Genomic DNA, 16,878 nt, shown 5'->3' with positions numbered 1-16,878 from the left:
GCGAGGGGCGCGCTCAGCTCGTCAGGACCAGACCGAACACCCAGATCACCGCCACCCCCAGCGCGGCGGCGAACTCGATCAGCAACGACATCCCGACGGCCGCGAGGGCTCCTCGGGTCGACGGCCACGCCCGGCCGGGGCCGAGCCGCGCACGCTCGGCGATCCAGATGCCCAGCACGAATCCGAGCACCAGGCCCACCACCGGCACCACGAAGAAGCCGACCACGCCCAGCACCCCGCCGGTGAGCATCGAGGCGATCGGGACGCCGGCATTGCGCATCTGACGCCCCGGCCACAGGTATTTGGTCAGCAGCCCAGCCGCGGCGACCACCGTTGCCAGCGCGAGCGCCAACCACCGGCCGGCGCCGGCGTCGCCGAGCAGTGCCCAGCAGAGCACGCCCAGCCAGCACAGCACCAAGCCGGGCAGCAGCGGGATCACCACACCGAGCACGCCGGTGAGCACCACGAGCCCGGAGATCAGGGTGATCGTGGCGCCGGTGTCGGACAGATCCATGCCGCTCACCCTGCCTCAGCTCACCCCGGCCCGCACATCCGGCCCGTGCATCAGGCCGGGCGGGTACAACCACCGCGCAACCCTTCATCAACGGAGGGTGCACTCCTGGTCGCCGAGAGTTCCTCATGTCAGCCGATGCCGCCTTGCTTCCGGCCATCGTCACCACACGGGGGATCAGATGACCAGCACCGCCATGCCCGACGCCGACACCGTCACCACGCTGTCCGACCACGACCAGGAAGCGCTGATCCGCGAGCACATGCCGCTGGTCGGCCACCTGGTGCGCGACATGCTCAGCCGGGTGCCCAGCCACGTGCACCGCGACGACCTCACCAGCGCCGGCCTGCACGGCCTGGTGACCGCGGCGCGCGGCTGGGACCCGCAGCGCGGCATCCCGTTCCACCGTTTCGCCACCACGCGCATCCGCGGCGCGATCCTCGACGAACTGCGGTCGCTGGACTGGGCCACCCGCTCGGTGCGGACCCGGGCGCGGACCACCGACCTCACCCGGCAGAACCTGACCACCGCGCTCGGCCGCACACCCACCCCCGAGGAACTCGCCCAGGCGCTGGGCACCACCACCACCGAGCTGCACCAGACCGACACCGACGTGCAGCGCGCGACCGTGCTGTCGTTGCAGGGCTTCACCACGGCCAGCGCCGACGATCTGGTCGCCGACGGCGCCCCCGGCCCGGAGGACATGCTGCTGCGCCGCGAGCAGATCGGTTACCTGCACCACGCCGTCTCCGCGCTGCCGGAGCGGCTGCAACTGGTGGTCACCGAGTATTTCCTCAACGAGCGCCCGATGGCGGACATCGCCGCCGACCTGGGCGTCACCGAGAGCCGGGTCAGCCAGCTACGCGCCGAGGCGTTGTCGCTGCTCAAGGACGGTCTCAACACCCACCTGGACCCGCACCTGGCACCGGTGCCGGAGAACCCGGAATCGATCACCGCGCGGCGGCGGGCGTCGTACTACGCGGCCATCGGCGACAACACCACGGTGCGGACCCGGCTGGCGATGACCACCGTCCAGGGCATGCCGCACTCCGCGACGGTGTCATAGGCCCGGCCCGGCCTGATCCCGGTGCGGGATCAGGCCGGCAGCACGGCGGAGAGCTGTTTGGGCAAGTCCGCGCTGTGCAGAATGCCCAATCGGCGGGTGGCCCGGGTGATGGCGACGTAGAGGTCGCTGAGCCCGCGCGGCGACTCGCCGATGATCCGGTCGGGTTCCGCCACGATCACCGTGTCGAATTCCAGCCCCTTGGCCTGGCGCACCGTCATCACCACGACGCGATGCCGCAAGTCCGGCTGCTCACCCACGGCCACCTGCGGAATCGCCGCGGTGAGGGACTCGCCGATCTCGTCCTCCAGCGCCTCCGGGACCAGCACGCCCAGCCGCCCGTCGCCGACCGCGCCGGCCTCACGGCGTACCGCCGAGACCACCGCGCCGGCGAGCGCGCCGGGCGCGACCGGCTCGGCCCACGGCATCTCGCCGGCCGACCGCACCGATCGCGGCGGTTGCAGACCCGGATCGATCGCGGCCAGCACGTCGGCCGCCACCGCCATGACCTCGGCCGGCGTGCGGTAGTTCACGGTCAGCTCGGTCAGCCGCCAGCGCTGCGCCACGTACGGCTCGAAGACCTGATCCCATGTGGTCGTGCCGGCCAGATCCGAGGTCTGCGCCACGTCACCCACCACGGTCATCGACCGGCTCGGCACCCGGCGCATCAGCATCCGCCAGGCCAGCGGCGACAGCTCTTGCGCCTCGTCCACGATCACGTGGCCGAAGGTCCAGGTCCGGTCCGCCGCGGCACGTTCCGCGGTGCTGCGGGTGTCCACGTCGGCGTACCGCTCGGCGAACGCGCTCGCGTCGACCACGTCGACCGCGGACAGGATCTCCTCCTCCTCGTCCTCGAAGTCCAGCGACCGGGATCCCTCGACGATTTCCAGTACGCCCTCGGCGTACTCGACCGCCTGCTGCCGTTGTCGTTGCGCGCTGCGCCGGCGCAACGTGTCGTCCTCGCCGAGAAGCTCGGCCAGCTCGTCCAGCAACGGCACGTCCGCGGGCGTCCAGGGGCTGCCCGCCGGGCGCAACAGCATCTCCCGCTGCGCGGCGGTCAGCGACGCGCCGGCCGAGGCCAGCCGGTCCGGATCGGTGAGCAGCTCGCGGAGCACCCGGCGCGGCGTCAGCAGCGGCCACATCTCGAAGAGTGCCGCCTGCACATCGGCGTCCTCACGCAGCTCCCGCCGGGTCTCCGCGAGATCCGCCTCGGACAGCAGGTTCTCGCCGCCCAGCGGGTCCGCGCCGATGCGCTCGGCGATCTGCACCGACAACGCGTGGACGACCTCGGTGACGAAGTGGGCGCGGGCGATGTTGTGCGGACGCCCGGAGCGCCGGGCCGCCGCGCGGGCGTCCTCGCAGACGGCGCGGTCGATGCGCAGCGGATAACCGTCGTGGTCGACCTCGACGTGGTCGTGCGGCACGGTCTGCCAGTCCGCCACTGCGGCGGCGAGCACCGGCAGCATCGCCGGCTCGCCCTTGAGCGCGGCGCTCGGCGACGGCTCGGCGCCGCGGGCGCGCACGCCGGGGAACATGTCGCCGAGCGTGGCCAGCAGCACGCCGGTCTCCGCGAGCGACGGCAGAACCTGCGAGATGTATCGCAGGAACGTGGGGTTCGGCCCGAGGATCAGCACGCCCTGTCGGGTGAGTTGTTGCCGGTACGTGTACAGCAGGTATGCCGCGCGGTGCAACGCCACGGCCGTCTTGCCGGTGCCCGGACCGCCCTGCACGACCAGCACGCCCGGCAGCACGGACCGGATCACCTCGTCCTGCTCCGCCTGGATGGTCTCGACGATGTCGCGCATCCGCCCGGTCCGGTTGGCGGTCAGCGCGGACAGCAGCGCCGCCTCGCCGGTCAGGTCCTCGCGCCCGTCGCCGTTCGCCGCCGCCAGGTCCAGCACCTCGTCGTCGATGCCGAGCAGTTCGCGGCCGCGGGTCCGCAGGTGACGCCGGCGGGTGACGCCGTCCGGGGACACCGCGGTGGCCAGATAGAACGGGCGCGCCGCCGGGGCGCGCCAATCGATCAGCAGCGGGTCGCGGTCGCGGTCCTCGGCGAACAACCCGATGCGGCCGATGTAGCGCGGGCTCTGTGCGGCGAAGTCGAGGCGGCCGAAGCACAGCGCGTTCTCCACCGCGTTCATCTGCGCGAGCTGCTCGGTGTAGTGGCTGCGCACGGCGTCCCGTTGCGACCGGCCCTGCGGGGTGCCGCCGCTTTCCAGCAGGATCTCCCGCAACCGGCCGTCGGCCTGCGCACGCAACTGGTCAAGCCGCTCGTAGAGCCCGTCGAGATAGGTCTGTTCGGCACCCATGTCGTCGGTGACGGCGACGGACCTTGACAATGCGCCTCCCCAGCGTGGTAGCATCCTGAGCGCGGCGCCCGTGATCGGCGCCTTTTTTTGTTGCTTGCAAACGCTCAGGATAGCGTACGGGCGACGCGGTGATCCGCCCCGGCGGCGACCGGGATCCGCTCAGGCGGCGACCGGCAGGCCGTCCGGGCCGGTGACCGCGAGCCGGCTCTGCAGGGTGCCGTGCGCGGCGATCCGCTCGTAATAGGCCGCCCGTCGGCGTGCCACACATCCCTCCTTCGGCGGGTTCTGCGCGGCCAGCGCCGGGTCCAGGTGCGCGTTGAGCCCGTCCCGCAACAGGGTCAGCGCCTCGGCGCGCAACTGGGACACCCGCGATTCGGTGACGCCGAGATCGGCGGCGATGTCGGCCATCGGACGTTCCTCGAAGAAGTATCCGATCACCACGGCGCGCAACCGCTCCGGCAGCACCTCCACGGCATGCCGCAGGTATCCCAGCCGCTCTCGCCGGATCAGCAGCTCCTCGGGCCCGGCGCTCGGCTCGGCGACCATCGACTCCGCTCCCCCGGTGGCGAACCCCTGCAGGCTGAACACGATGGCACGGTGCACGTCATCGTCGGCCGCCGCGAGATCCTCGACCGAACACCCGAGCCGCTCGGCCACCTCGGTCGCGCTCGGCGTGCGGGCCAGTTCGGCGGTGAGTTCCTGACGCGCCATGTCGGTGCGCCGGGCGCGCTGGCGGACCGACCGGCTGGCCCAGTCCATGCCGCGCAGTTCGTCCAGCAAGGCGCCCCGCACCCGGGCAGCGGCGAAACGGGCGAACGGCACCCCCCGATCGGCGTCGAAGCCGCGCGCCGCCGCGACCAGCGCCGCGTAGCCGGCGCTGAGCAGGTCGTCACGGTTGACGTGGGTGGGTACGCGGGACAACATCTCGCGGACCAGGTGACCGACGAGCGGCATGTGCGCCCGCACCACATCCTCGCCTCGACGATCGGCCGCCGCTGCACGACTCATGGGGGTCTCCTCGCGTCGGCCGGGAGGGGGAATCCCGGCACTGAGGAGAAATGTCCGTCCCGGCGGGTGCGGGGCGGATCCCGAGCGGGTGCGAAACGGTTGCGGACGCCCGCTTCGGCCGTGACGAGCGTCGGTCGCTCCGTCGTGGAGTGCGCTATTTCCGGGCCGTCGGCACGGCCACCGCGATCTCGTCGCCCAGCCGGTATCCGTCGCACAGGCGGAGGTCGTCGCCGCTCCAGAAGCGACCCGGGTCATACCAGTGCGGCTGCCGTCCCGACGGCAGCAAACCCATCTGCTCGTACGTAACCGCGACCACCTCGGCGCAGTAGGCCGTCTCCAGAGCCGCCTGATCCACGACGTCACCGGCCCGGCGCCACCGCGTCGCCGGCACCCGGCCGCGCAACCAGCGCAGGGCCAACCGCGCCGAGGACGGGAACGGGGTGCCGTCCAAACGGGCCACCGTCTGCAGCGCGCGATCCTCCATCTCCGCGGGCACCGGCTGCTCCAACTGCCGCAGCCAGGCGCGCTGCCCGTACCGGCGTGCCCACACCGTCACCGCGTCCCGCAGGTCGTGCAGTTGCACACCGCGCTGGAAGGTCCCCGACCACAGGTCGGGCAACGATTTGCCGAGTTCGGCGTGCCACATCAGCGGCGGCATGTCCTCGACCGCCAGCGTCATGCCGACGTGGTTCACCGGGCTGTTGGTCAGCGTCTGGATGGCCCGGTCCGGAGCGGACCGGCCCCGGAAAATCCAGACATCACCCGTACGCGTCAAGTCCATGGCCTCGTCCAGGCCGATCTCGGCAACCATGCGTCTATCCTCGATGAGATGCGGTGGTGGAAGGTAGCGGGCTTGGCGGGACTGGCGGGCGTGGCGGCCACGGGAGTGGTGCTGGCGCGCGCCGAGAGGCAGCGGCGGCAATACACGCCGGAGCAGATCCGGGAGCGGCTGCACGCACGGGTGGACGCCGTCGAGCACACCACCACGCCTGCCGAATAGCCGGGCGAGCTCCGGCCGGGCAGTCAGACGACATCGGTGTCCCGCAGCAGGGACCACAACCCGGCGCCGTCCGGCGCGGAAAACCACGTCTTGCCGCCCGAACCGACCGCTTCGGGATTGCCCGACGGCCCCGGAATGGCACCCGCGAGCACGGCCTGCGTGGGCGACAACCGGCGGATCGCGACGGCCGTCACGTTTTCCGCGAAGGTGTGCGCGAACTCCGAATAGATCTCCTGGTCGTGCTGGCCGTCGTCGCCGATCAGCAGCCATTTGATGTCCGGGAACTCGGTGGCCAGCCGGCGCAGGGTGTTCCGCTTGTGCTCCGAACCGCTGCGGAACCACCGGTCCGGCGTCGGCCCCCAGTCGGTGAGCAGCAGCGGCCCCGCCGGGTAGAGGTTGCGCGAGAGGAATCGGCTCAACGTCGGCGCGACGTTCCACGCCCCGGTCGACAGATAGAAGATCGGCGCGCCCGGGTTGGCGGTGATCAACCGCTCATAGAGCACCGCCATGCCGGGCACCGGAACCCGGGCATGCTCGTCGAGCACGAACGTGTTCCAGGCCGCGAGCAGCGGACGTGGCAATGCGGTCACCATCACCGTGTCGTCGATGTCGGAGATCACGCCGAATTTCACACCCGGATCGACCACCCGGATCGGCGCCTCCACCGGCGCGGCACCCTCGGTGCTGATCCGCACACTCGCCCAACCGGGTGTCAGGTCCCCCTCGACGCGACAGTCGACATAGCCGCTGCGATCGGTGTGCGTCTCATGCAACCGGTCACCGATCTGGATGATCACCGGGGCGTGGTTCACCGGCGACGTGGTGAAGCTGCGCCATCCGCGGACCTTTTCCAGTCGCTTGCGCTCCTGCATCCGGCGGGTCAGCACGACGCGAGCCATCACCCGCGCCCAGCCCGGCCCGCCATAGCCGGTGTAGGCCGTGATGACCGGCCGCCAGCCGCGCTGGCGCAACAGGCGCACCACGACCTCGTGGAGGGCGTCCTCGATGCGCGCGGCCCGGTGCAACGGGGCCGCGGACACCTCGACCGACGGGTTCGACGCCACCATGCCCTCCTGCCGATCGGCCTGCGTCTGCCCTTGTGACCGTACCCGGAGAAGCCACCGGGCGCGCCCCGAAACGACCGTCACGCAGCAATCGGGTGAACACCATCCACAGTGGAGCCGACGGGACGCGCCACGGGCAGTGGCTGCGTGGTCGCCCACTGCTCCGCCCACCAGTCGGTCTTCACCGTCGCACCCACCAGCCGCTGCTCGGTACGCAGGCCGCGCAACGCCTCCGCGGCACGCTCCGACTCCGCCCAGGCATCGCGTTCCGCCGCCACCGCCGCCTGATAGCACGCGAACCGGTGCGCACGGACGGCACGACACAGCGCCGCCTCCTGCATCACCGGATGCAACCGGGCGTCCCACCCGCGATGCGCCAGCACGTCATTCAACTGGGCGATGGAGATCTGCCGGTTGCGGCACGCGGCGAGCGCGGCGTGGTGCAAAAAGCGTTCGCGGTCCGCGCGCTCGTCCCGGGAGCGCCGCGCGCGCCGGACCGGGTACGCCGTCGCCGCGATGACCCGGCGGGCGGCGGTGTCCGCGTCCTCGTACGCCGCCCATGCGGTGTCCACCGCCTCCTGGGCGAGTTCCCACTGCGTGCGCATCCGCGTGGCAGTGGTGGCGGCTCGATCCGTCGCCACCGCCAGCTCGGACTCGTACCGCACCTCGTCGTCCGGCGTTTCCCCGGCCACCCCGCCGGGCGGCCCGCCGGGGCCGCTGCCCGCCGGGAAGCCGGGCGTGTGGCGTACCGATGCGGCGGCCTCCGGCCGGCGGTCCGGCAACGCGAGCAGGGCCAGGGCGGCGACCGCCACCAACAACAGAAGCATCCAGATGGCGGCGGCTTGCGGTACGGCGAGCAGAAAGCTGTGCAGGGTGGTTTCCATGACGGCACACTCCGAGGGGACGTCCGTTTCGGTGATGCGGGGCGACGGTTTTCTCCCGGGCGGTACCTGAGCGTGCCGCCACGGGCGACGCGTCCGGGCCGGCCGCGGGCGACGCGGGTCGCCGGCGGGTTCCGGTGCGCGTGAGACTCGGCCTGGTGTCAGGCGCGCGGCGGAGCGCGCGGGGCCTGCGCGCCCGCATCTCGCCCGGCCGGTGGCGCACCCGGTTCCGGCACCGAAGGGACGGTGGCGACATCGGCCGCGAGAAGACCGACGGCGTCGCAGGGCACGCCGCTCTTGGCGAGATGGTCGTCGGCTGCGGCCGGGCGCGCCGCGGCGTCAGAGGCCGCCGCGGCGTCAGAGACCGCCGCGGCGTCCGGGGCTGCGGCGTCGGGGACCGCCGCGGCGTCGGCGGGCTCCTGCGTCGCGCGGGCGCTCGCGGGCGCGCTGGCGCACGACCGCAGCGCGTCGACGTGTCCGGCGGTGACACCGGAGGTATCGATGCCGGCGCGGAACGCGAACGCGAGCGCCAGCAGGGCGAGCCCGGCGAGGAACCTCAGCAGCGAATGCATGCCGGTGCGCGAGCCGTCGTCGCGACGGTACGACAGGCGGGCATCATGCGAGTGGGCAGAGCTGGCGGACCCGGCGTCGAGCCCTCGCTCGCCTCCGGGCGGTTGCACCCCGCCGATCGCCATCACGCCAATTTACCGCGTGTCGTCTAGTTTGTATCCGCTGCCGCCGACGGCTGTGTCCCTCCCGGCGAGGAACAGACGGCTGTGTCCCTCCCGGCGAGGAACAATGGCGTGGTGAACAACGAACGGATCGGCGAGCTGGCCACGTGGGTCGGCGACGGCGGCGTCGTGGTGCTCAGCGGCGCGGGCTTGTCCACCGAGTCCGGCATCCCCGACTATCGGGGACCGTCCGGCATGGCGCGCCGGGCCACGCCGATGACCTACCAGACGTTCACTCGCGATCCGGTCGCCCGCCGCCGTTACTGGGCGCGCAGCCACCTCGGGTGGCGCACCATCGGCGACGCGCAGCCCAACGCGGGGCACCGGGCCGTCGCGGCCCTGCAGGAAGCCGGCGTGCTGGACGGCATCATCACGCAGAACGTGGACGGCCTGCATCAGGCCGGCGGCGCGCGGGACGTGATCGAGCTGCATGGGAACCTGTCCCGGATCATCTGCCTGCGATGCGGCATGTCGATGCCGCGGGCCGCGCACACCGGCCGGATGAACGCGGCAAACCCCGGTTTCGCGGCCACGGTGTCCGCGATCAATCCGGACGGCGACGTGGAGATCGACGACGCCGAACTCGACGATTTTGTGGTCGTCGACTGCGCCGCCTGCGGCGGCATGCTCAAGCCCGACGTCGTCTACTTCGGCGAGACGGTCCCGCCGGACCGGGTCGGCCGCAGCTTCGCGCTGGTGGAATCCGCCCGTACGCTCCTGGTGCTGGGATCATCGCTGACCGTCATGTCCGGTCGGCGCTTCGTGTTGCGCGCGGCACGCAACGGCATTCGCGTGGCCATCGTGAATCAGGGTGTCACCCGCGGCGAGCCCTACGCGAACCTGATCCTGGACGCGGCGCTCGGCGAAGCGCTGCCGGAACTGGTGCGCCACATGGACCGCGCAGACACCTTCTAGCCGCGCGCAGACACGCTGTTCCCGGAGCCCGCGCGCCCGGAGCCGGGACAACGGTCAAGCCCACCATGTCCGACATGAACGACGGCGGCGGCATTGTGCCATGGAATCACGACCCGAAACGATCACCAAGCCGCGCGGTTACCGTCCTGAAACCTAAATAAAGGTTCTTACATGTTGACGTGACCGGGCTCACTGGCGTTAACTTCCGGAACCGCTCCCGAAACCGGTTCCGAAACTGCGGTTTAACCGGGCGGTTACACCCCTCGGAGGACCAGTGCCAATCACCATCGCCGACGTGGCGGCCCGGGCCAAGGTCAGCAAGACCACCGTGTCCCGGGTGCTCAACGGCAAGGGTGAGCTGGACGAATCCACCGCCGCCCGGGTCCGGAAGGTCATCGAGGAACTCGGCTATGTGCCCAGCTCCCGCGCCGTCGGCCTGGCCCGCGGACGCACCCGCGTGGTCGGCATGCTGGTGCCCTCCCTCACCTGGCCGTGGATCGGCGAGGTGTTGCAGGGTGCGGTCGACGTGCTGGAGACGGAACGCTACGGCCTCCTCCTGTTCACCTGCAACCGTGGAGCCGAATCGATGCGCCAATTCGGCGCACAAGTGTCCGCGAAGTCCTTCGACGGCCTCCTGGTGATCGAGCCCGAGGGCACCCTCGACTACATCGCCACCCTGCACGCCCGCGGCCTGCCCGTGGTGCTCATCGACGACCGCGACCACCAGCCCGGCCAGATTCCCAGCGTCGGCACCACCAACCACACCGGCGCCGGCGCCGCCGCCCGCCACCTGTTGTCCATCGGCCGCACCAAGCCCCTCGTGGTGGCCGGCCCGGAACGGTTCGGTTGCACCGTGCAGCGTCTGGACGGTTTCGCCGCCGCGTTCGCCGAGGCCGGCCACCCGATCGCCGCGCAGCGGGTGCTGCCCGGCGACTTCACCATCGCCTGCGGCTTCGAGGGGGTGCAGCGCGCGATCGAGACCGGTGTCGACTTCGACGCCGTGTTCGCGCACAACGACCTGTCCGCCACCGGCGCCATGCAGGCGGTGCTGGACAGCGGCCGGCGCATCCCGCAGGACGTGGCGCTGGTCGGCTTCGACGACATTCCCCTGGCGGCGCACACCCAGCCGCCGCTGACCACCGTGCACCAACCCCTGCGCGAGATGGGTGAGGCGGCCGCGCGCATGCTGCTCGCCCACTTCGAAGGCACGCCCCTGCCGAACCGACCGACTGTCATTCCGGCCACCTTCACGGCCCGCGCCTCGACCGGGGCGGAGCCCGAGGCCACGCACCCCTGACCCGATCCGTCCCCGACGCACAGACCATGTTCGCCGGTCCTCCGGCAGCCCTCACCTCGGGCACCTCTCACCCCGAATCCGCAACACCGAGGAGATTTCACGATGCAAAGAAGGAAACTGTTCGCGGTCGCCGCGGCCGGCGTCTTCGTCGGCAGCGGGCTCGCCGCGTGCAGTGACTCGCCGAATGCCAACAAGCAGAACAACAGCGGCGCGGCGCGCTCGTTCCTGACCGTCGGCATGCCGAACGGCACGCAGCCGGAGAACAACAACCCGTTCGTCGGAACCTCGTCGGCGAACGCGCTGGGCTACAAGTGGATGATCTACGAGCCCCTTCTGATGTGGAACCCGGTCAAGCCGGCCGAGCCCGCCAAGCCGTGGCTGGCCAGCGAGGTGAAGTGGGCCGACGACTACAAGTCGGTGGACATCACGGTCCGCGACAACGCGACCTGGTCGGACGGCGAGAAGCTGACCGCCGAGGACGTCGCCTACACATACAACCTGCTGAAGAGCAATGACGCGCTCAACTTCCACGCCATCTCGTTCGGCGACATCACCCAGGACGGCAACCACGTCAAGATGACGTTCCCGTCGTCGCAGTTCGTCTACCAGAACAAGATCCTGGCGAACTACGTCATCGTGCCCAAGCACGTCTGGGAGAAGATCTCCGACCCGGCCACGGACACCAACAAGAACCCGGTCGGCAGCGGCCCGTACACGCTGAAGTCCTACACCGCGCAGGGCGCCACCCTGGCCGTGCGCGACGGCGGTTACTGGCAGGACCTGCCCCAGGTCAAGGAGCTGCGGTACACGTCGTACTCCAACAACGACACCCAGTCGACCGCGCTGGCCAACGGCGAATGCGAGTGGAGCTTCGTCTTCATCCCGAACTACAAGCAGGTCTTCGTCGCCAAGGACCCGGAGCACCACAAGGTCTGGGCGCCGGGTGTGCTGGGCATCCACGGCCTCTACATCAACACCACCAAGAAGCCGTTCGACGACCCGACGCTGCGGCAGGCCATGAACATGGTCATCAACCGTACGGACATCTTCAACCAGGCCGAGGCCGGCTACTTCCACCCGGAGATCAAGAGCGTCACCGGTCTGCCGACGCCCGCCGGTGACGCGTACATCTCGGCCGACTACAAGGGCAAGACGTTCTCGGTCGACGTGGCCGGCGCCAAGTCGATGCTCACCGGCGCGGGCTACACAATGGACGGCGACACCCTGAAGGACAAGTCCGGCAAGCCGGTGACCATCAAGCTCAGCGACCCGGGTCCGTGGTCGGACTACCAGACCACGCTGGAGATCATCAAGAGCAACCTGGCGCAGATCGGCATCAAGGCCACCGTCGAAAAGCCCAACCAGGACGTCTGGGACGCCAACATCCAGAAGGGCAGCTTCGAGGCCAGCATGCGCTGGACCAACGGTGGCGCCACGCCGTGGGACCTGTACCAGACGGTGATGGACGGTGCGCTGATGAAGCCCATCGGCACCGCCGCACAGCAGGGCAACTTCGGCCGGTTCGACAGCCCCGAGGCGACCGCCGCGCTGAAGCAGTACGCGAACGCCGCGGACGACGCGGGCCGCACCGCCGCCCTGGCCACGATCGAGAAGATCTTCGTGGAGCAGGCCCCGATGCTGCCGGTCGGCGCGGACAACGTCGGCGCCGCGTACAACGACAAGTACTGGACCGGCTGGCCGTCGGACTCCGACCCGTACGCCGGTCAGCAGCCGACCCAGCCGTACGCGCTGGACGTCGTCCTGCACCTGAAGCCCGCCAACTCCTGATCGCACGCCGGGCGCCCGGACAGCATCTCCTGTCCGGGCGCCCGGCGCGGCGCCGATCCCTCATCCCCCTACAGAGGAACACGGCATGACGTTGAGCCATGACACCGAGGCTCCGGCCAGCGAGGTGGTGCTTGAGGCCGTCGGCCTGACCAAGCACTTCCCCGTCCGCCGGAACCTGCGCAGCCTCATGAGCCGGACCAGCAGCGCGGTACACGCCGTCGACGATGTGCATCTCGCCCTGCGCCGCGGCCGGGTGGTCGCGCTGGTCGGCGAGTCCGGGTCCGGGAAGTCCACCGTGGCCCGGCTGCTGGCGCAGTTGTACCCGCGCACCGACGGCGACATCAAGCTGCACGGTGCGTCGACCACGGTGAAGGGCGGCAGGGCCTTCCGCCAGTACGCCACCCGGGTGCAGATGGTCTTCCAGGACCCGTTCGCCTCGCTGAACCCGGTGCACACCATCCGGTATCACCTGACCCGCGCGCTGCGCATCCACCAGCATGCCGGTTCCGACACCGCCGAGCTGGAACGGGCCCTGCACGAGCTGCTCGACCGCGTAGCGCTGACGCCGCCGGAGCGCTATCTGGACAAGTTCCCGCATGAGCTGTCCGGCGGGCAGCGCCAGCGCGTCGCCATCGCCCGCGCGCTCGCCGCGAACCCCGAGGCGCTGCTGGCCGACGAGCCGGTGTCCATGTTGGACGTCTCGATCCGGCTGGGCGTGCTGAACCTGCTGCGCGATCTGAAGGAACGATTCAACCTGGCGATTCTTTATATCACCCACGACATCGCGTCGGCGCGCTATTTCGCCGACGAGACGATGGTGATGTACGCCGGCCGGATGGTGGAAGCCGGCGACAGCGAGACGGTGACCCAGTCCCCCGCCCACCCGTACACCCGGCTGCTCATCGACTCCGCGCCCGACCCGGACCGGATCGAGAACATGGCGTCCGACAGCACCGACCGCGGCAACGGCGAGCCACCCAGCCTGATCCACCCGCCGGCCGGCTGCCGGTTCCACCCGCGCTGCCCGATGGCGATGCCCCGGTGCACCACGGATCTGCCGACCCCGATCGAGATCGGCGACAAACCCGGCCACTGGGCCGCCTGCTGGCTGTACGACGAGGCAACCGTGGCGGCGCAACCGCCCGGGTCCGCCGCGGCCACCGGGGCCGGCGGCGAGACCGCACCGCAGCCCGCCACCGCAGCACCGTCCACAGGGGAGGCCCGGTGAAATATCTGCTGCAGCGCATCGCGTTCTACGTCTTCACCGCGTGGGCCGCGATCACGCTCAACTTCTTCATCCCGCGGATGGTGCCGGGCGACCCGGTGCAGTCGCTGATCACCAAGTTCCAGGGACAGATGAGCACGCAGGCGATCAATTCCCTGTACGTGCTCTTCGGCCTGGACAACGATAAGGGCATCTGGGGCCAGTATCTGGACTACTGGAAGCAACTGTTCCACGGTGACCTGGGCCTGTCGTTCACCTTCTTTCCGACCCCGGTTTCCGAGGTGATCAGCGGTTCCATCGCCTGGACCCTCGCCCTGGTCGGCATCACCACGGTGATCAGCTTCTTCCTGGGCACCGGACTAGGCGTGCTGGCCGGATGGCGGCGCGGGTCGTGGACCGACGGCCTGCTGCCGGTGACCACGTTCCTGTCGTCCGTGCCGTACTTCTGGCTCGGCCTGATCGCGATCTATCTGCTCACCGGACCGGGCAGCTTCTTCCCCTCCTCCGGCGGCTTCACCCCCGGGCTGGTGCCCGCCTGGGACCAGTACTTCATCCCCAGCGCCATCAAGCACAGCCTGCTGCCGGCCGCGACCATCCTCATCTCCTCGGTCAGCGGCTGGATCCTGAGCATGCGCAACATGATGGTCACCGTCGCCTCCGAGGACTACATCACCGTCGCGCACGCCAAGGGCCTCTCCGACCGCCGGGTGGCGCTGAGCTATGCGGCCCGCAACGCGTTGCTGCCCAACGTCTCCGGCTTCGCGTTGTCGCTCGGGTTCATCGTCGGCGGCACGCTGCTGGTGGAGATCGTGTTCTCCTACCCCGGTCTCGGTTTCCAGCTCTTCCTGGCGCTGGGCGCCAAGGACTACCCGCTGATGCAGGGCATCTTCCTGGTCATCACGATCTCGGTGCTGGTGGCGAATCTGCTGGCCGACATCGCGTACCTGCTCCTCGACCCGCGCACCCGCAAGGAGGGCTGATGACCAGCATCCCCACCTCCAGCCTGGAACAGAACACCCCGGAGGGCGCGGCCATGCCGGCCGACACCACGAAGCCGCCCAAGCCCAAGCGGCAGCGCTTCCGGTTCCTGGCCAACGGCAAGGCCGCCACCGGCATCGTCATTCTGGGCATCTACATCCTGTTCGCGATCATCGGCCCGTGGGTCGCGCCGTACGATCCGGGGGCGCGCAGCAACGACCTGATCCAGCCGCCGTCCGCGGCGCACTGGTTCGGCACCACGCACCTCGGCCAGGACGTGTTCAGCCAGGTGCTGGTCGGCTGCCGCACGGTCGTCATGGTCGGGTTCCTGGCCGGTGTGGTCGCCTCCATCCTGTCCGTGCTGATCGGCGTCACCGCCGGTTACCTGGGCGGCGCCACCGACGACGGCCTGTCGGCGCTGTCCAACGTCTTCCTGGTGATCCCCGCGCTGCCGCTGATCATCATCATCACGTCGGTGCTGGAGAGCGCCAACGACCTGCTTGTCGCACTGGTGATCGGGTTCACCTCCTGGGCGTGGAACGCGCGGGTGCTGCGCGCGCAGACCCTGTCCCTGCGCCGCCGCGACTACGTCGAGGCGTCCCGCGCCACCGGCGAGAAGACCTGGCGGATCATCCTCTTCGAGATCCTGCCGAACCTGACCGCGGTGATCGCCTCCGGCTTCGTCGGCACGGTCATCTTCGCGGTGCTCTCCGAGATCACCCTGGCGTTCATCGGCGTCACCTCCAACACCACCTGGAACTGGGGCACCATCCTGTTCTGGGCGCAGGGCCAGCAGGCGCTCGCCCAGGGCGCCTGGTGGTGGTTCGTGCCGGCTGGCCTGGCGATCGCCTTCCTCGGCACCGCGCTATCGCTTGTCAACTTCGCCATCGACGAGTTCGTCAGCCCGCGCCTGCGCAGCGCCGGCAAGACCAAGGTGAAGACCGCCTCCGGTCGTACGGTGCGGATGCGCGTCGGCTTCACGCCGGTGCTGGAGGCCCCGGCACACGCCGACGCGCGGCCGGTGCCGAGCATCAACCCCCACGGCGCCACCCCGGTGCACCGGAAGGAGACCGCGCGATGACGACGAGCGAACCGGTCCTGGAGATCCGCAACCTGAACGTCGACTACGGCCTGGGCCCGCAGGCGGTGCACGCCGTGCGCGACGTGAGCCTGACCCTGCACCGCGGCGAGGTGCTCGGCCTGGCCGGCGAGAGCGGGTCCGGAAAGTCCACCCTCGCGTACGGGATGACCCGCCTGCTCGCCCCGCCCGGAGCCATCAGCGGCGGCTCGGTGATCTACCACCCGGCCGACGGCGAACCGTACGACGTGCTGTCGCTGTCCGACAACGATCTGCGCGGTTTCCGGTGGGCCGAGACGGCGATCGTGTTCCAGGGCGCGATGAACTCCCTGAACCCGGTGCACAAGATCTCCACCCAGCTCAACGACGTGTTGCAGGCGCACGATCCGAAGATGTCCGCGCACGCGCGCAACGCCCGCTGCCGGGAGATGCTGAAGCTGGTGGGCATCTCGCCGGACCGGATGGAGGCGTACCCGCACCAGTTGTCCGGCGGCATGCGCCAGCGGGTGATGATCGGCATGGCGCTGATCCTGCAGCCCCAGGTGGTCATCATGGACGAGCCGACCACCGCGCTGGACGTGGTGATGCAGCGGCAGATCCTGGGCCAACTGATCGAGCTGCGCGAGCGTCTCGGCTTCTCGGTCATCTTCATCACCCACGACCTGTCGCTGCTGGTGGAGTTCTCGGACCGGATCGCCATCATGTACGGCGGCCGGATCGTCGAGGAGGCACCGGCCACCGCGCTGTACAAGGATTCCCTGCACCCGTACAGCGAAGGGTTGCTGGGGTCGTTCCCGGCGTTGCGCGGTCCCCGGCGCGAGCTGGCCGGCATCCCGGGGTCCCCGCCGGACCTCAAGGCCATGCCCACCGGCTGTTCGTTCCATCCGCGGTGCCCCAAGGCGTTCGACCCGTGCGCGGAGACCATCCCGGCGCTGGGCCACCCGGACACCCCGGACGGCGGCACGCGCAGCGTCGCGTGCTGGTTGCACCCGGTCCGCGAGCCGGTCGGCTGACCACACGCCCGCCTCGC

The 16,878-nt window shown here is 70.3% G+C and carries 16 protein-coding genes; 9 read left to right on the top strand and 7 right to left on the bottom strand.

Annotated features, from left to right (window positions below; all coding sequences use genetic code 11):
* Positions 1-13: 13 nt before the first annotated feature.
* Positions 14-514: a DUF456 domain-containing protein gene (locus tag IEY73_RS09355; RefSeq protein WP_189078726.1), complete on the bottom strand. Its 501-nt coding sequence runs from the start codon at positions 512-514 to the stop codon at positions 14-16.
* A gap of 178 nt (positions 515-692) precedes the next feature.
* Here IEY73_RS09355 and IEY73_RS09350 point away from each other — a divergent pair, with 178 nt between their 5' ends.
* Entirely contained in the window at positions 693-1,577 is an 885-nt protein-coding gene (locus IEY73_RS09350) for a sigma-70 family RNA polymerase sigma factor (protein WP_189078725.1), read from the top strand.
* A gap of 29 nt (positions 1,578-1,606) precedes the next feature.
* Here the strand turns inward: IEY73_RS09350 and IEY73_RS09345 are convergent, their stop codons facing one another.
* The 3 genes from IEY73_RS09345 to IEY73_RS09335 all read right to left on the bottom strand — a co-directional run bounded on the left by IEY73_RS09345 (position 1,607) and on the right by IEY73_RS09335 (position 5,702).
* Positions 1,607-3,937 (bottom strand): HelD family protein, encoded by a 2,331-nt coding sequence (locus IEY73_RS09345; protein WP_189078724.1) that lies wholly within the window; start codon positions 3,935-3,937, stop codon positions 1,607-1,609.
* 105 nt (positions 3,938-4,042) lie between these two features.
* Positions 4,043-4,891, bottom strand: coding sequence for a sigma-70 family RNA polymerase sigma factor (locus IEY73_RS09340; protein WP_189078723.1), 849 nt, complete (start codon positions 4,889-4,891; stop codon positions 4,043-4,045).
* A 154-nt stretch (positions 4,892-5,045) separates the two neighbouring features.
* Positions 5,046-5,702 (bottom strand): hypothetical protein, encoded by a 657-nt coding sequence (locus IEY73_RS09335; protein WP_189078722.1) that lies wholly within the window; start codon positions 5,700-5,702, stop codon positions 5,046-5,048.
* A gap of 18 nt (positions 5,703-5,720) precedes the next feature.
* On the opposite strand from IEY73_RS09335, the gene IEY73_RS09330 reads away from it, so the two are divergent.
* Positions 5,721-5,891, top strand: coding sequence for a hypothetical protein (locus tag IEY73_RS09330; protein WP_189078721.1), 171 nt, complete (start codon positions 5,721-5,723; stop codon positions 5,889-5,891).
* A gap of 23 nt (positions 5,892-5,914) precedes the next feature.
* Here the strand turns inward: IEY73_RS09330 and IEY73_RS09325 are convergent, their stop codons facing one another.
* The 3 genes from IEY73_RS09325 to IEY73_RS09315 form a co-directional block, all read right to left on the bottom strand.
* Positions 5,915-6,955 (bottom strand): App1 family protein phosphatidate phosphatase, encoded by a 1,041-nt coding sequence (locus tag IEY73_RS09325; protein ID WP_229715717.1) that lies wholly within the window; start codon positions 6,953-6,955, stop codon positions 5,915-5,917.
* A gap of 80 nt (positions 6,956-7,035) precedes the next feature.
* On the bottom strand, positions 7,036-7,839 hold the full coding sequence (locus tag IEY73_RS09320; RefSeq protein ID WP_189078719.1) for a hypothetical protein: 804 nt from the start codon (positions 7,837-7,839) through the stop codon (positions 7,036-7,038).
* A gap of 158 nt (positions 7,840-7,997) precedes the next feature.
* Positions 7,998-8,531, bottom strand: coding sequence for a hypothetical protein (locus IEY73_RS09315; protein WP_189078718.1), 534 nt, complete (start codon positions 8,529-8,531; stop codon positions 7,998-8,000).
* Between the two features lie 108 nt (positions 8,532-8,639).
* On the opposite strand from IEY73_RS09315, the gene IEY73_RS09310 reads away from it, so the two are divergent.
* The 7 genes from IEY73_RS09310 (at position 8,640) to IEY73_RS09280 (ending at position 16,861) form a co-directional block, all read left to right on the top strand.
* Complete coding sequence (locus tag IEY73_RS09310; protein WP_306661479.1) at positions 8,640-9,482, top strand: NAD-dependent protein deacetylase; 843 nt, start codon at positions 8,640-8,642, stop codon at positions 9,480-9,482.
* 274 nt (positions 9,483-9,756) lie between these two features.
* On the top strand, positions 9,757-10,779 hold the full coding sequence (locus IEY73_RS09305) for a LacI family DNA-binding transcriptional regulator (protein ID WP_189078716.1): 1,023 nt from the start codon (positions 9,757-9,759) through the stop codon (positions 10,777-10,779).
* A 102-nt stretch (positions 10,780-10,881) separates the two neighbouring features.
* Complete coding sequence (locus IEY73_RS09300) at positions 10,882-12,567, top strand: ABC transporter substrate-binding protein (protein ID WP_189078715.1); 1,686 nt, start codon at positions 10,882-10,884, stop codon at positions 12,565-12,567.
* Positions 12,568-12,652: 85 nt separating this feature from the next.
* The gene (locus tag IEY73_RS09295; protein WP_189078714.1) at positions 12,653-13,795 is read left to right on the top strand and encodes an ABC transporter ATP-binding protein; all 1,143 of its coding nucleotides are present in this window, start codon (positions 12,653-12,655) and stop codon (positions 13,793-13,795) included.
* Entirely contained in the window at positions 13,792-14,772 is a 981-nt protein-coding gene (locus IEY73_RS09290) for an ABC transporter permease (RefSeq protein WP_189078713.1), read from the top strand. The genes IEY73_RS09295 and IEY73_RS09290 overlap by 4 nt, the downstream gene beginning before the upstream one ends.
* Positions 14,772-15,851, top strand: a complete 1,080-nt coding sequence (locus IEY73_RS09285; RefSeq protein WP_189078712.1) for an ABC transporter permease — start codon at positions 14,772-14,774, stop codon at positions 15,849-15,851. Before IEY73_RS09290 ends, IEY73_RS09285 begins: the two co-directional genes overlap by 1 nt.
* Entirely contained in the window at positions 15,848-16,861 is a 1,014-nt protein-coding gene (locus IEY73_RS09280) for an ABC transporter ATP-binding protein (RefSeq protein WP_189078711.1), read from the top strand. The genes IEY73_RS09285 and IEY73_RS09280 overlap by 4 nt, the downstream gene beginning before the upstream one ends.
* Positions 16,862-16,878 lie beyond the last annotated feature (17 nt).

The sequence above is a fragment of the Mangrovihabitans endophyticus genome, from assembly GCF_014646155.1.
In the GTDB taxonomy this organism is placed as follows: Bacteria; Actinomycetota; Actinomycetes; order Mycobacteriales; family Micromonosporaceae; genus Actinoplanes; species Actinoplanes endophyticus.
This window is presented reverse-complemented; position numbering and strand designations above follow the sequence as displayed.

Coding starts and splice junctions, on each gene's coding strand:
- IEY73_RS09335 (WP_189078722.1), bottom strand. CDS start 5,702: ATGGTTGCCGAGATCGGCCTGGACGAGGCCATGGACTTGACGCGTACG.
- IEY73_RS09280 (WP_189078711.1), top strand. CDS start 15,848: ATGACGACGAGCGAACCGGTCCTGGAGATCCGCAACCTGAACGTCGAC.
- IEY73_RS09340 (WP_189078723.1), bottom strand. CDS start 4,891: ATGAGTCGTGCAGCGGCGGCCGATCGTCGAGGCGAGGATGTGGTGCGG.
- IEY73_RS09295 (WP_189078714.1), top strand. CDS start 12,653: ATGACGTTGAGCCATGACACCGAGGCTCCGGCCAGCGAGGTGGTGCTT.
- IEY73_RS09300 (WP_189078715.1), top strand. CDS start 10,882: ATGCAAAGAAGGAAACTGTTCGCGGTCGCCGCGGCCGGCGTCTTCGTC.
- IEY73_RS09330 (WP_189078721.1), top strand. CDS start 5,721: ATGCGGTGGTGGAAGGTAGCGGGCTTGGCGGGACTGGCGGGCGTGGCG.
- IEY73_RS09345 (WP_189078724.1), bottom strand. CDS start 3,937: ATGCTACCACGCTGGGGAGGCGCATTGTCAAGGTCCGTCGCCGTCACC.
- IEY73_RS09315 (WP_189078718.1), bottom strand. CDS start 8,531: ATGGCGATCGGCGGGGTGCAACCGCCCGGAGGCGAGCGAGGGCTCGAC.
- IEY73_RS09350 (WP_189078725.1), top strand. CDS start 693: ATGACCAGCACCGCCATGCCCGACGCCGACACCGTCACCACGCTGTCC.
- IEY73_RS09285 (WP_189078712.1), top strand. CDS start 14,772: ATGACCAGCATCCCCACCTCCAGCCTGGAACAGAACACCCCGGAGGGC.
- IEY73_RS09320 (WP_189078719.1), bottom strand. CDS start 7,839: ATGGAAACCACCCTGCACAGCTTTCTGCTCGCCGTACCGCAAGCCGCC.
- IEY73_RS09355 (WP_189078726.1), bottom strand. CDS start 514: ATGGATCTGTCCGACACCGGCGCCACGATCACCCTGATCTCCGGGCTC.